The sequence below is a fragment of the Chromobacterium sphagni genome (assembly GCF_001855575.1).
Taxonomy (GTDB): domain Bacteria; phylum Pseudomonadota; class Gammaproteobacteria; order Burkholderiales; family Chromobacteriaceae; genus Chromobacterium; species Chromobacterium sphagni.
In genome coordinates, this window is sequence record NZ_MKCS01000001.1 from 1,719,915 (window position 1) to 1,734,462 (window position 14,548).

Annotated in this window: 12 protein-coding genes; all 12 read right to left on the bottom strand. The window is 61.6% G+C overall.

The window, feature by feature from the left end:
* Position 1: 1 nt before the first annotated feature.
* Complete coding sequence (locus BI347_RS08125; protein WP_071115688.1) at positions 2-787, bottom strand: outer membrane lipoprotein-sorting protein; 786 nt, start codon at positions 785-787, stop codon at positions 2-4.
* A complete protein-coding gene (locus tag BI347_RS08130) occupies positions 784-3,156 on the bottom strand; it encodes an ABC transporter permease (protein WP_071115689.1) in 2,373 nt (790 codons plus the stop codon). Before BI347_RS08130 ends, BI347_RS08125 begins: the two co-directional genes overlap by 4 nt.
* Complete coding sequence (locus tag BI347_RS08135; protein ID WP_071111890.1) at positions 3,153-3,857, bottom strand: ABC transporter ATP-binding protein; 705 nt, start codon at positions 3,855-3,857, stop codon at positions 3,153-3,155. Before BI347_RS08135 ends, BI347_RS08130 begins: the two co-directional genes overlap by 4 nt.
* Positions 3,854-5,008, bottom strand: a complete 1,155-nt coding sequence (locus BI347_RS08140; RefSeq protein WP_071115690.1) for a hypothetical protein — start codon at positions 5,006-5,008, stop codon at positions 3,854-3,856. Before BI347_RS08140 ends, BI347_RS08135 begins: the two co-directional genes overlap by 4 nt.
* The gene (locus BI347_RS08145) at positions 5,005-5,457 is read right to left on the bottom strand and encodes an SRPBCC family protein (protein ID WP_071115691.1); all 453 of its coding nucleotides are present in this window, start codon (positions 5,455-5,457) and stop codon (positions 5,005-5,007) included. The genes BI347_RS08140 and BI347_RS08145 overlap by 4 nt, the downstream gene beginning before the upstream one ends.
* Positions 5,457-8,099 (bottom strand): aminotransferase class III-fold pyridoxal phosphate-dependent enzyme, encoded by a 2,643-nt coding sequence (locus tag BI347_RS08150; RefSeq protein WP_083338763.1) that lies wholly within the window; start codon positions 8,097-8,099, stop codon positions 5,457-5,459. Before BI347_RS08150 ends, BI347_RS08145 begins: the two co-directional genes overlap by 1 nt.
* The gene (locus BI347_RS08155; RefSeq protein ID WP_071115692.1) at positions 8,096-9,163 is read right to left on the bottom strand and encodes a fatty acid desaturase family protein; all 1,068 of its coding nucleotides are present in this window, start codon (positions 9,161-9,163) and stop codon (positions 8,096-8,098) included. The genes BI347_RS08150 and BI347_RS08155 overlap by 4 nt, the downstream gene beginning before the upstream one ends.
* Entirely contained in the window at positions 9,160-10,194 is a 1,035-nt protein-coding gene (locus tag BI347_RS08160; RefSeq protein ID WP_083338764.1) for a hypothetical protein, read from the bottom strand. Before BI347_RS08160 ends, BI347_RS08155 begins: the two co-directional genes overlap by 4 nt.
* Before the next feature lie 68 nt (positions 10,195-10,262).
* Positions 10,263-10,529: an acyl carrier protein gene (locus BI347_RS23955; RefSeq protein ID WP_071111894.1), complete on the bottom strand. Its 267-nt coding sequence runs from the start codon at positions 10,527-10,529 to the stop codon at positions 10,263-10,265.
* A complete protein-coding gene (locus BI347_RS08170) occupies positions 10,522-12,198 on the bottom strand; it encodes an AMP-binding protein (RefSeq protein ID WP_071115693.1) in 1,677 nt (558 codons plus the stop codon). Before BI347_RS08170 ends, BI347_RS23955 begins: the two co-directional genes overlap by 8 nt.
* A 464-nt stretch (positions 12,199-12,662) precedes the next feature.
* A complete protein-coding gene (locus BI347_RS08175) occupies positions 12,663-12,962 on the bottom strand; it encodes a GIY-YIG nuclease family protein (RefSeq protein WP_071115694.1) in 300 nt (99 codons plus the stop codon).
* A complete protein-coding gene (locus BI347_RS08180) occupies positions 12,949-14,529 on the bottom strand; it encodes a TerC family protein (RefSeq protein WP_071111897.1) in 1,581 nt (526 codons plus the stop codon). Before BI347_RS08180 ends, BI347_RS08175 begins: the two co-directional genes overlap by 14 nt.
* Positions 14,530-14,548: the final 19 nt, after the last annotated feature.

Below are 14,548 nucleotides of genomic sequence, written 5' to 3' on the forward strand. Positions count from 1 at the left end.
CTTATTCGTTTTCGTTGCGCAGGTAGCGTGGAGTGAAAAGGTTGTCGGCCAGCCCCGTTTTGATGCTCACGTCGGAGACGATCATTTTGGTTTTGCGACCATTGGCCAGATTCCACATGGTTTGGCTGGCGGGGCGGTAGTATTGCCCGTAATGCTTCAGCCCTTCGGTCGTCAGTCTTTTGACTAGGGCGCCGTGCCGGTCGAAGTACTCGATCTGCACCGGGTAGTAGCTATTGGCCTCAATGTAGTAGCGCTTCTTGGCGTAGCCGCTGGCTTGCTGCTCGGCTGAGGCTTGCGGCGTGGCGTCCACCACGGCGCATTTCGCCCATTGCAGGCATGGCGACTGGCTGCCGCTCAGATCGAAGCGGTAGGCATTGAGCTTGTAGTCCTCGAAGTCTTCGTAAGTGAACTCCGTGCCCATGAACCAGTTCTGTTTCTGCGAGCCCGCGATGCGCCGCAAGGTTTTGGTGGATGGGGTGTAGGACCAGATATCGTTGATCGCCGCGCCCGAGTCCTCGATCAGCAACGCCACGTTCTTGACGGCGACAGGGGAGCTGAAGCGCACCACGGTGCTGTTCCTGTCGGCCATTTGCTTGTCTAGGCGCACCAGCTTGCGGCTGGTGGTGAGTTTGCCGCCGTCGTAAAGCTCCATGTTGTACTGGATGGTTTCGTCGGGAGCTTTGAGGCGCTTGTCGGACTCATGCATCAAGGGGCCTGCATCGGCCGCCAGCGCCTGCAGCGGGGCAAGCAGCGCCAGAAGCGAGCAAGCTCGGTAAATAGCGTTCATCCGAATTTCCTTTCTTTGAGAATTTCCGTGGGCGGGAGGCTGAACACCGACCTCAGCGCCGGCATGGTGGCGAATGGCATGGCCAGCAAGGCGGGCAGCAGAACCCGCAGGTAGTCCATCCAGCTCAGATAGGTGTTCACCTTGAACCACACCTGGGTCAGCTGCTCATTGAGCGTATTGCCCAAGCCGTAGGCCAGAGGGATGGCAAGAAGGGCGGCGACGATAGCTATCATCGCCGCTTCCGCCAGCACGATTCTGGTGATCAGGCTGTCCCGGTAGCCGATGATGCGCAGCATGCCGTACTCGCCGCGTCGGCTGATGATGGTGAAGGTGATGCTGGTCAGGATGAACAGCGCGGAAACCACGATGCTCATCAGCGCGGACAGGTGGATGATGACCCAGATATGGCTGCTGATATTCAGGATGGCCGCAACGATCTCATCCTTGCTGGTGATGCGGACAATGCCGGGGACATGAGCGAGCGCTGCGGCATTTTTGCCATCCAAGCCGGAAACCAGATAGGCGCCGGTGAACTGGCCGTCCAGCGAGAGCATTTGCTGAGCGAACGGGCGCAGCGTGATGATCTCCCCCGGCACGGCGCTGGAGTGGATCCCGACCACCGTTGCCTGGAAGATGCGCCCGCGGACTTTGAGCGTGATGGGTTGACCGACCCTGGCATGATGATCCGCCGCCAGGCGGCGTTCAATGATGATGCCCTGCGCATCCGAGTCCGTCAGCATCCGTCCCTGGATCAGGTTGACATGGCGCACTTGGTCGCGAGGCGTGATTCCCAGCAGGAAAGCGTTGTCGACCCGGAGGCCGCCGCCGTTAGGGCTGATCAGCTGCGCGCCGCCTTTGACGAACGGAACCCATCGGCTGTGGGGAAGCGCGGCCTGCAGCTTGGCGATTTGGTCATCCCACCATGGGGCGTCCAAATCGACCACCGCTTGCCAGCGATCCTGCTGGACGCTGCCCAGCGCGGTATGCTCCATCGATGTCAGCGAAATATAGAAAGACACGGTGACAGCCAAGCTGGCTGAGATGGCAAGACTGGATACCAATGACACCGGCCAGGCGCGCAGCAGATTGCGTATGGCGTATTTCAGCCAGAACGGACCGGGCACCAGGCGGGCGGCCTGCACCAGAGCTTCAGTGCGGTGACTGGTCTGGGTGGTGGACTGTTCCCTTAGCACATCGATAGGGGCGATGCTTGCAATGGAGCGTAGCGGCAGCAGCATGCCGATGCCCACGGAACCGGCCAGCAGGAGGAAAGCCGCCGCCAGATACACGGGCTGCAACACTAGCGTGGGTTCTGGCATGCCGATGGCGCGGGCATAGTTGCTGCCGAATGCCCACATGTCGAACTCCGCTACCGCCAGTCCCATGATGAGCGCTAGCAGAATGATCACCCAGGCCGGCAGCAAATAAGCAAAGGCCAGTTGGGCACGGCTGTAGCCTAGCGTCAACAGCATGGCGATTTGCGGGCGTTCCTCCTTGATCCATTGATACATCAGGAAGAAGACCACGATGACCGAGGTGATGGCGAAGACCAGCACCACGGTGGGCAGGAACACCTTGAACGTGTTCAAGTCCAGTTCCAGGAATTTCTGGCTGAACTGTTCCTGCCGGGACAGGGCGAAGTCCAGCGATAGCCGGGTCTGCGCCAATTCGATGATGCCGGCCTTGGCTTTTTCCGCGGCGTGGGGAGAGCTGAAGCGCAGCAGGGCGCTGTTGATGGCGGGAAAACCCAATTGCCGGTCCATGAAGGCGTCGGCGCCGAACATGACGCACAGCGAGCCATTGGTGGGCACATAGACGCTTGGATTCAGCGGCGCGACAAGATATTCGGGACTTTCCGCAACGCCGCGTACCGTGAACCGGTATTGTCCGTAGCCGATCTTGACCGGAATGGCGTCCCCTATGCTTTTGCCGTAGAAACTGGCGCAGTTGCGTTCCAGCACAATGCCTTGGGGGTCGTTTTCCATTGGCAGCCGGCCTTGCAGCAGCTTTAGCCTATTGATGTTGGAGAATTGCGCGGGAGGGGCCGAGATCAGCAGCGCGGAAACGTTTCCCTGTGGCTGCAGTTTTGCCTGGCCGGTCAGCAGCAAACGGGTTTCAACCTGGCGGACTCCTGGAATCTGCGTGAAATCTGGCAGGTTCTTGTGGTCGTCGGTGGCGAACAAGAGTTCGATATCCGCCATTTGAGACCCGCCCTGTATGGTGTCTACCGTGTGGAACAGGCCATCAATGGCGGAATAGGCGCCCACCAGCACGCCGAAGGTGGTGGCGCAGATCATGGCGATGACCAGCAGGCGGTAGCGTATCCGCAGCATGGAGCGGCCGACATGCCGCAGCAGCAATGATTTCATACCGGCTCCAGCGCCTGAAGCGTGTGAGTTTGCAGGTGGCCGGAGCGCATTTCGTAGACATGGTTGGCATACCGGCTCAGTTCCGGGTTATGTGTCACCATGACCACCGTGGTTTTCTGTTCGGTCTGTAGTTGGCGCAATAACTGCATCACCGTCCGGCCGGTTTCCTCGTCCAGGCTGCCGGTAGGTTCGTCGGCCAGGATCACGGCAGGGTGCTTGATCAGCGCCCGGGCTATGGCCACCCGCTGTTGTTGGCCGCCGGAGAGCCGGTTGGGAAATTTGTTTTCATGGCCGGCCAGGCCCACTTGCGTCAGATAGTGCAATGCCAGCTGCTCATCGGCATGCTTGAGCGGGCGCATGGCCTCTAGTCCCGAGAGCACGTTTTCCATCACCGACAGCGTGGGAATCAAGTTGTGGAACTGGAAAATGAAGCCAAGATTCTCGGCGCGGAAGCGCGTCATCTCCTTGAAGTTCAGCCGGTGCAGCGGATGCCCGGCGACGATGGCCTCCCCAGCGTCGACCGTGTCCAGACCGCCGATGATGTTGAGCAGCGTGGTCTTGCCGGAGCCGGACATGCCGCGGATCACGGCCATTTCTCCGCGTGCGATGGAAAGGTCGATGCCGTGCAGGATCGACGTTTTTTCCTCGCCGATCAGATAATGCTTGTATACGCCGCTTAGGCGGATGATTGCCTCAGTCATGCCTGCGCTTCCTTCGCGGCGGCGCTGCCCGCCCCAAGTGACTTCTGGAACACCCCGTAGCGTTTTGTCCGTTGCATGCCGCCGTTGGCGGCCAAGACGTAGCTGGATGGGTTGCGGTCGTCTATCCACATGGTGTGGACTTCTTCATAGCGTCCGTAAGCGTATCGAATGATTTCGTCGGCAATGATGCGGCCCACTCCCTGGCCATGCAGCATGGGGCGAGCGCCGATCAGCGCGATCACGCACTTGCGGATTTGCTTGCGGTAGCGTGGGAGCCGGATCAGGTCAAGTAGCCCAAGCTTGCCGCCCAGCCGCGTCAGCAGTTCGTTCAGGTCGGGCAGGATGAGGAAGAAGGCTGCCGGCTGATTGTCCACCTCGATGACACGGATGCCCGCCAGATCGATAAACGGACGCACCGAGTCCAGTTGGAAGCGGAAGGATTCCCGGGATATCGGCGCCACTTCGAGATTGTCGGCGAAGCAGTCGTTGAATAGGCGGCGCAGCTCGTCCAGATTCTGCTTGAGCTCCGCCTTGCTGGCATTGCGGACCTGGATGTTATGGCGCTGGCGTAGCATGGCGGCCTGGTTTTGCAGTTTGTCCGTGCGCGGCGTCTTGACGCTGTCCACGCCATAGGTGCTGAAGGTGAAGGCCAGGTTGAAGCCTGCGGACTCCAGGTGTTGGCGGTAGTACTCGGGGTTATAGGTTTGCAGCAGGCAGGGCGGCTGGCTGTCCAGGTTTTCCAGAAGCAGGGCGGCATCCTGGGTAGAGGTGTAGCTGTACGGGCCGATCAGGGTGCGCTTGCCCCGTGCCTGGCTCCAGGACTCTACTGTCTGGAACAGAGCGGCGCTGACCGCGGGGTCGGGGCTGGTTTCGTAAAAGCCGAAGAAAGCCCGGTCCTCGCCGAAGCGGCGGTTGTATTCATGGTGAATGATGGCGCTGATGCGGCCCACTGGCGCCATGTCGGCATCCAGCGCGACGAAATTCTGAATGTCCGCCTCGGCAAAGAAGGGATTGTGCTTGGGGGAAATCAGCTTGCGCATGTCGCTGCGCAAAGGCGGAACCCACAGCGAATCGTTGCGGTATAGCTGGAAGGGCACATCAATAAACCATTCGCGGCTGCGGCGGTCAGTAACGGGAACGATTCTGATCATAAGGGAGCCAATAGACGTTGCATATTGCGGTGACGGGCGGCAAAAATCCGCGCCATATACTTGTTGACGAAGAGCTGCTCAGCCAGCGCGCCGCCGTAGGATGCGTAATCCAGGCGATCGGTGTATAGCGTGCCCTCCGCGCAGGAGGCGACCCGGTGCTCATGCCGGAACCGCTTGAGCGGGCCGCGCAGCATTTCGTCGATGAAGTACTCGTTGGGCTGCAGATCGGCAATGCGTACCCGCCAGGTTGAAGGCACCAGGCCGAACATCCAGTGGCGAAACATGAACTCTTTGCCTGCCTCGATACGCAGCTGCGACGGGTCGACGTCGCCGATCGGGGTAATCGGCTCGGGGAAAATGCGCTGGAAGTTGACGCCGTCCAAGCAGAACTCGAACACTTCCTCCGGTGTGCGGCCTGGCAGCAGCACGGTTTTTTGCAAGATGGGCATTAAGCGGGCTCCCCGATCTTGCGATGCGGCCTGGCATGCTCGAATTGCGCGAGAAAACTTTGCCAGCGGCCTGGTTCCAGCGCTTGGTCGAAGCTGCGCAGCCCGGCGATGCGGAAGCCATGGCGCTGCGCCAGGAGAGGGAACAGCTCCAGATCCCGGTTGTCCAGATCCAGGCCCAGGCTGGCGTCCCTGAAGACCTTATCCAGGGTCATCATCATGGTTTCCGCCATGCAGGCGTAGCACAGGTCTTCCGGTATGCCGAAGCGTGAGCCAAGCGAGGCGCGGCCGGGCGCTTCGACGATACCGCCGTCGATGACCAGCACATCCTGCCGTTGCCGGGCAATGGCGTGGCTGACGTTGGCCGGGCGGGAAAGATCGCAAATGATGGCGCCGGGCTTGATGAACTCGGGTTCGATGAAGCGCTCCGTGCTGCTGGTCGCCACCAGCACCACGTCTGCCAGGCGCAACTCCTCCTCCAACTCATTGCTGTAGCGCAAAGTGGCGCCCGGACTATTGTCGTCCAACACGGCCTGCGCCACCTGCTCCATGGATTCGCCCGCGGCCAGCCGCTTGGCCAGGCAGTCCAGCACACTGCCTGGATCGTAGGCCACGCCGGTTGCGGCATAATGCGCGATCTGCTGAATCACCCCGGTAAAGCGCGGAAGGTTGAAGCGCGCACTGCGCGGGTTGCCCACCAATACCAGTCGGTGAGCCTTGACGGCGATCAGGCGGGCGATGGCGGAGCCGATGCTGCCGGTGGCGCCCACCACTGCGACGCGGACTTGCGAGAAGCTCCGCCCGGTAGTCTCAAGCGCGATGCCGGCCGCTTCGATGGCGGACAACATGGTATAGGTGTTGCCGGAGGTGATGGGCACACCCTTGCCCGCGACTCGGATGCCGCCGCCGGTGACGATCGAGGTGTGTCCTCCCAGGCCTATCAGTTGCGCTTCGCGTCGCAGCGCAATCGCCATGGCGTCCTCGATCAACGCCGCGGCCTCCTCCACCGGCATTTTCGCCAGTTGGGCCGCGGAACGCGGCACCATGATGAAATCTCCTTCGGCACGGCTGCCGTCTGGAGACTGCAGCTGGATGGAGGAGACGTGGAAGGGCTCTAGCAGCGGATTGAGGCGTTCCTCCATCCGGAGGAGCGCCTCGTCGGAAAAGTTCTGCAGGCTTTCGTCGAATTCCCGGTAATTGTTCAGTTCCAGCGGGTGCAGAATGAAGCCGAAGCGCGGAATGCCGCTGCTGGGCTGAGGACGGGAGGCCGAAGTGCTTTGGCTTTGGCGTTGCAGCGGCTTCCCATCAACCAAATGGGCGATGAGGGCGCCGGTGTTGCCGGCGGCGACCACTGCCACGGTGTGTTCCAGCGCTTGCAGGAAACGATCGCAATCGGCGCGGGTGGCGATCAGTGGCGGTTCCACGCGCAGCGTATTGGCGCCGTTCAGCGTGGGCGCCACGCGGACGCGTCCGACATTCAAGAGATGGCCGGCAATCAGCGGCACCAGGTTTTCCTGCTCGGCGATGATGCCCAGGAAGCTCCCGAAATAAGGTTCAAACGACTCGCGGCCAACGCTGAACTCGATTCCCAGCAGATAGCCCTCGCCGCGGACCTCTGCAATCACGTTGGAGTATTTCCGCGCCATGCTGCGCAGGCGGTCCAATAAATAAGCGCCGTTTTCCAAGACGTTTGCCAGGAGCGGCGAGTCCCGATCCAAAAGCAGATCCAGCACCCGCAGGCCTATCCGGCAGGCCAGGCTGTTGCCGCCAAAGGTCGAGGAGTGCTTGAGCTGGAAGTCTTCGCTATAGGCGCGCTCGCCAAGCAGGCAGGCGCCTATCGGCATCACGCCGCCGCCCAGCGCTTTGGCAATGAGAAGGCAGTCGGCCTGAATGCCTTCTTTCTCGATGGCGAATAGCCGGCCGGTCCGGCCGAGGCCGGTTTGGACTTCGTCTATGATCAGCCGCACATCGAATTCGTCGCAGGCTGCGCGCACCGCCTGGAAGTAGCCCGGGGGCGGCACGCGGATGCCGCCTTCGCCCTGGATCGGCTCCAGGATCACGGCGGCATACTCGCCGGGTTTGGACGCCAGGACCTCGTGCAATGCCTGGGCATCGCCGAAGTCGACAAAATCGAATCCGGGCAGCGGCGCAAAGAAGACGTCCTGGTATTTTGCATTGCCGGTCGCAGACAGGGCCGCCAGCGTTTTGCCATGGAAGCTATTGCGCGCCGCCAGTATGCGTCGCCGGCCGGTGGCGGCGATGCAGGCCTTGATGGCGGCTTCTACTGTTTCAGCGCCGCTGTTCTGGAAGGTTACGCTTTTGAAACGGCCGGGAGCGATTTCAAGCAGGCGGCGGGCCAACTCGCCGCTGGCCTGCAGCGCGGAGGGCTGGACGAAAATAGGCTCCAGGGTATCCCGGAAACTGGCCAGGCTGTCCAGCAAGGGTTTGGGGGAATGCCCGAATGGCAAGGCGCCGTATGCCGCCAGGAAATCCAGGTATTCATTGCCTTCCGCGTCCCGCAATATGCAGTCCTTGCCCCAGACATAGGCTTTGTCCAAGCCGATCCGGCGAGTCAGCTCTCCGAGTTCGGGATTGACGTAACGCTCGAAGAGGCTGGTTTCCTGGGGATGGTTTTCAGTGATCAAGGGGCAATCCTTTTTTCAAATGCCAGATCAGCAACTTGTCGCTGCGTCGGACTCAGGCAAACCTCCCGGTAAAAGCGCGCGGCTTCGCCAGGGGCGTTCATCAGGCGTCGATGGGCCTCTGCCAGGGAGTGGTAGGGGAGAAACGGGAACAGGTGATGCAATGCGTGGAAGCGCATGCCAACCGGCTCTAGCAGGGTTAGCCACCGACCGGCGGCATGGTGGTTGACCGAGTCGGCAAGCTGCTCGGCATGGCTCACCGGCTGCCCGTCCAGCCGGTAGTGGTGCGCGAAGCGGGTGCGAATCGCATTGATCAGCAGGGTGGATAGCACCATGCCCGCGTAAAAGAGCAGTACTCTTGCCGACAAGAGGCCGTTGGCCAGCAGCCAGAGCATCAGCCAGACAAATAAAGTGGCGCCCGCCTCCTGCCAACGTTGCTCTCGAGCCTGCTTTGGGCCTGCCTCGGGCCGGACATACCGGAAGTGCAGCACCACGGAGGACAGATGGCGGTCCAGCCATGCGCGTAACGCCGGCGAGAGCAGGGAGGCCGGTGCCAAGAGGGCGAAACGCGCAAATAGCAGAACAGGCGTCAGCAGGGCGCCCGCGATCAGTATCAGCCAGCTGGCCAGAGGGCTGCGGGCAAAAGGCAAATACTCAGGATCCTGCCCAGTGCCGTAATGGCGCGCCGAATGATGGTCCAGATGGCTTTGATACATGAAGGACGGGAGCATCAGCGGAATGCCGCATGCAAGATTCCAGGCCAGCATGAAACCGGGCATCTTGCGGCGCGGCACATGCACGATCTCGTGCATGAAGATCGCTGCCCGATAGAGCGCGAGCGTGGCGACGACCGCGACGGCCAGTTGCAGCCAGGCCGGCAGCCAGCTCTTGCTCGACAGCGCGTACAGGCCTCCCCAGAACAGGCCGGTGCTGAACGCCAGGTCGCTCCAGTAGATCCATGCCCGATGCGTCGTCAGGTCTTGTACCAGGGGCAGCAGGTCTGAGATCAGAGAGTGCTGGCGGGTAGTGGGCGCCGCGGCGCGGGAATGGAGGCTTGCGGTATTCATGAGCGCTTCCAGATCACACCGTCAAGATAGAAATGATGGAGCACCACGATCAGCGGCAGAATGCCTAGGGTTGGCAGTTCGCTGCTGAGCACCAGCAGGCTTGCCATCAGCAGGGCGCCACACCAGGCCAGCGGATGCCGGGTCAGATAGCGGACCCCGCGCTGCAGCGCATGGAGTAGAGGACTGGCAGCATTGTCCTGTTCCGACGGCTGGGCATACAGATTGCGCACTGTAGAGGCGCAAACCAAATGGTATTGAATGGCATGCACGCTGGTGGCGATCAATATCAGCGCGTACAGGTCTGAAATCAGCAGATAGGCCGCGTTATACAGGATTAGGACGATAGCCAGCATCAGGTTGACAAAGCGGGGCAGGCCTGCCGCTCTTCGAGCAGCCTGGTATTCGCGTGCCATGTAGACAAGCGCCGCCAAGCCGAAAACGGCGTAGCCTATGCCGGCGCTCCAGGCGGGAAGCGGCGGCGTGTATACCTGCAGCCCCGAGAACGGCAGCGACTGGCCGAATAGCTGGTACTGGCCGAAGCGGAAGCCGCCGTGGCAAAGCCGGTAGAGCAGCGGAGCCGCGAAACCGCAGATCAGCAGAAGCAATACATGGCGAGTGCTGTGCTTGTAGCCGGACTTGCGCGCATACAGTGTGGCTACGCCGAAGTGCTGCTTGCAGACATGGTAGGGCTGCCAATATACCCAGATCGTGACCAAGATGGCGTACTGGCCCAGCGTGCCGAGCGCGCTGCATAGCAGGGCTAGGATCAGCAGGCTTCTCCAGAAGCTCTGGCGATGGCGCTGGAAATCGGCCGGATTGGCGAACAGGCGGATATAGGTGTGCAAGACATGTGGCAGATCTAGCAGCAGCGCAAAGGCCAGCGCGCAGAGCAGAAAGGATGGGCCGCGCTGTTGGACCGCCAAATAAAGGGCCAGAGAGACGAGGGGGCCGGCTAGCAGAATGGCTGCCGCATCCGCTCGCAAGTTGAAAAACCAAGGTGGGCGCATCTTGTTGGCATTGGCGTTGCTCATGATTCTTTCGCTCTTGCTGCTGTGAAGGGGACAAGTCGATTGAAGCCGGCGACCGCTCGGTGCCGGCGCTACTCGACGGGCTGGAGTTGAGGTGCAGTCGCGGCTTGCAGCAGGCCGGCAAGCTCCTCGAGCGATGAGTGCTCGAAAGCTGCGAGGTCTAGCGGCTCGATGCCGAGGCGGCCGCATAGCTCGGAAATCAGCGTCATGACCCCGAGGGAGTCGATGCCCAGCTCCGGCAGGAGCGTGTCGGGATCCAGTTCGGATGTCGCCAGATGCGTCGGCAGAATGCCTCGCTCGGCGTTTTCGCGCAGCACGTTGCAAATCAGATCAAACACTTGATAAATCCTCGGCGTTAGAGTGCGGCTGGGGTTGCAGGGCGGCCGCCGGCGACGAGTGCCGGGCCTGCGCAAATTGCTGGCGCAGTTGTTGGCGCTTGATTTTTCCACTGGTGGTCTTGGGAATCTGGGAGTGAGTAACGTATTGCACCAGGTCGATCTGGATGCCGCAGCGTTTGGAAACTTCCACCGCGATGCGGCTGGAAGTCGCGGCCTCCTTGTCCATGGAGGGTGTGTGAACGACGAGGACGACCACGCGCTCTTGGTGAGACGAAAAGTCCAGATAGGAGAAGGCGGCGGCGGAGCCGGGCCGGAGCGCCAGCAGTTCTTCTACCACCCATTCGATCTGGTAGGGGCTGGCGTTGACGCCGGAACGGGTGATCAAGTCCTTGACGCGACCGCAGACATAGGCCTCGTCGTTATGAAGAAAACCGATGTCCCCGGTGTCAAACCAGCCATCCTGATCCAGGCAGACAGGCTGTTTGTGGTAGCGATGGATGACCGAGCTGCCGCGAATGCATAGCCGTCCGCTGCGGCCGGTCGGGCATGGGTTCCCGGCGTCGTCGAACACGGCTATTTGCACACCGTCGACGGCCTTGCCGTTTGAAACCAGCGCAATCGCATCGGGTGCGCCAGCAGAGGCCGCCTGGACCTCGCCCGCCAGCTCCAGTTTGGCGCGATCAACCCAACAAATGGCATAGGGTTTTCCAGGGCGGTTCAGCGATGTGGCCACCACGGTTTCGGCCATGCCATAGGCAGGCTGTACGGTGGAGGGAGACAGACCGTACCGGGAAAACGCCCGGATGAAATCCTGGACATGCTTGTCGTGCACGGGCTCTGCTCCCGCCCAAGCGTAACGCCAGCTATCCAGCGCCAAGGCCCGATTGGTGAAGGCGTCCGCGAATCGGGTCATCAGTGTATAGGCCGAGGCCGGCGCAGGGGAAAGCGTTGCCCGGAAGTTGGAAATCGTCTCCAGCCAGATGGTGGGGCGGCGGGCATAGCTCGCCGTGGGGATCAGGATCAACTGCGCGTCGACCCACCATGCCAGGGTAATGGCGGACAAACCCATATCGTGGTGGAGTGGCAGCCAGCTCACCATGATGTCTTGCCGGTTGGCCCCCACCCGGCTGGCAATGGCATCGCAATTGGCCGATAGCATATGCTGCGTGATTTCGACGGCTTTGGGCTGTCCGGTGCTGCCGGAAGTCAGCTGCAGCACGGCAAGGTCGCCGGCTGAGGTCTTGATCGGTCCCGATTGGGGCGGGATACCAGCCGCCCAGTCGCTAAGTTCCTCTTGCAGCAGGATTTTTTCGGCAAGCCCGCCGGGAATATGCGGAACCACTGCACGCGATGTCAGTAACAATGCAGGTTCCAGCAGCGCCAGCATTTGGGTGAACTGTTCGGGTGTGATGCGGCTGTTGCTGGCGGCAATATCGTGGGGGAGAAAGCTGATGGCCATGCCTTCGGACCAAGCGGCGATCACCGCGGCCATCGATTCTGCGCAAGTCGGTTGCGCGATGGCGACGATGTCGCCGCGCTGCAAGCCGCGCTGCAGAAAGCCGGCGCGGTATCGACCGGCCAGTTGCCAGAGTTCATCTCCGGCGAGGAACTGGTCGTGGCTGGCGCTGGCGCGGATGGTCATGCCGGTTTTGGCTTGGCGCTTGGCCATCCGCTGGATCAGCAGAGTTGGGTGGGCATCGGGGTGAGGCATAGATAGGTAGGCGACTGTGGGGAACTTTTATGGAGTAAAAATGCCACAGGCACTTTTTGATGACAACAATGAACTTTATGGAATATTGAGAACTATTAAAATTGTCTGACTGTTTGGCAGTCTATTCCCATGAATATTACAATGAGGAATAAATATGCCAATGGTTTTTGCGTGAGTGATGCAAGAAAGTTGCACTTTCACGCGTAGCCTATGGCGTGAAGTGCCGGCGCCACCGTCTGCCATCGCTGTCTGTTTGGTCGATGGGGGGTGTGCGGAGGGGAAATAATGCAATCGATGGAAGCCGCTGTTCAGGCTTGAACAGTGTTTCGCAGTGCGTATCCGGCGCGGATTTGAGAGTGGCGGCGATTGCCGGTTGGCATCGAGTGGGAGGGCCGTCGATTACAGCCCTTCACCAAGCGGGTTCAGCCAAAACCGGCGGCATCGCCATGGCGGCGGAGAAAATCCCGTTTGGCTGCGGCGGAGAGCTTCTTGAACGCGTATTCCGCCTGCAGCGCGGCGGAGCGGTCCGGGTATTCGATCACCAGCGCGATGGCGGCGGGGGGATTGAGCCGGGTGTAGCGCGCGCCCTTGCCTGTCTGGTGCTGCGCGTAGCGGCGCGCCACATCGGTGCTGACGCCGGTGTAGAGCGCGCCGTTCCCACAGCGCAGCACATAGAGGAACCAGGGCCGGGACCGGCCCTGGGGAACATCAGATGCTGGCATCGAAGCCTTCGGCCAGCGGGCTGATCAGCACCCGCTCGGTGCGGTTGCCCTTCTGCGCGGTGACGCGCAGCTTCCAGTCGCCGACGGTCACCTCGTCGCCCTCGCGCGGGATGCGTTCCAGGCAGTCCATCAACAGGCCGGCCACGGTGTGGAAGTCTTCGTCCTCGAAGTCGCCCAGCGTCAGGTACTGCTCCAGCGTCATCAACTCCAGGCTGCCTTCCACGTCGTAGCTGCCGTCGGTGTTGACCACGATGGCCGGCAGCTCGTGTTTTTCATGCTCTTCCGGGAATTCGCCGGCGATCGCCTCCATCAGATCCTTCTGGGTGACGATGCCTTCCAGGCTGCCGAATTCGTTGACCACGAAGGCCATGTCGGCGGCGTTCTGGCGGAAGCTCTCCAGCGCCTTCAGCACGGTCACGGTTTCCGGCAGCACCAGCGGTTGGCGCAGCGCGGCGTCGATGTCGAGCTGGCCGCCGTCCAAGAGCTGGGCCAGCAGGTCCTTGCGGGCGACGATGCCCAGCGGCTCGTCTATGCTGCCGTCGCGAATCACCACCAGCCGCGAATAGGGGCTGTCGCGCAGCGCCTTGCGGCGGGCGGCTTCCGGCTGGCTCAGGTCCAGCCGGTGGATGTCGGCGCGCGGAGTGGCGATCACGCGGATCGGCCGTTCTGCCAGGGTCAGCACGCTGTGTATCATCGCGCGCTCGTTGTGGCCGAAGGCGGTGTCTTCCACCGGCTGCGGGCCGACTTCCGGCTTGGCCTCGGGCTTGGCTTCCGACAGGCGGGTGCCCATCAGGCTGAGCACCGCGTTGGCGGTGCGCTCGCGGAAGCTCTGGTTGCGGTTGAGGTAGCGGACGCGGTTGGCCTGCGACACCTGGTTGAACGATTCGATCAACACCGAGAAGCCGATGGCGGCGTACAGATAGCCCTTGGGAATGTGGAAGCCGAAGCCGTCGGCCACCAGACTGAAGCCTATCATCAGCAAAAAACCCAGGCACAGCATCACGACGGTGGGGTGGGCGTTGACGAAGGCGGTCAGCGGCTTGCTGGCGGCGATCATCAGGACCATGGCGATGACCACGGCCAGCATCATCACCGGCAGGTGCTCGGACATGCCGATGGCGGTCACCACCGAGTCTATCGAGAACACCGCGTCCAGCACCAGGATCTGCGCGACGACGGTGGCGAAGGCGGCGTAGGCGCGCTGGCCGCTGCCCTTCACCTCGTCCACGCCTTCCAGCCGCTCATGCAGCTCGGTGGTGGCCTTGAACAGCAGGAACACGCCGCCGCCCAGCATGATCAGATCGCGGCCGGCGAAGCCCTGGCCCCAGATCGAGAACAGCGGGGTGGTGAGGGTGACCAGCCAGGAGATGCTGGCCAGCAGTGCCAGGCGCATGATCAGCGCCAGCGACAGGCCGGTGATGCGGGCGCGGTCGCGTTGTTCCGGCGGGAGCTTTTCGGCCAGGATGGCCACGAAAATCAGGTTGTCGATGCCGAGCACGATCTCGAGAATGATCAGCGTCAAGAGGCCCAGCCAGGCGGCGGGGTCGGACAGCCACGATAAGTCCATGATGGTGTAGAACGTTCCT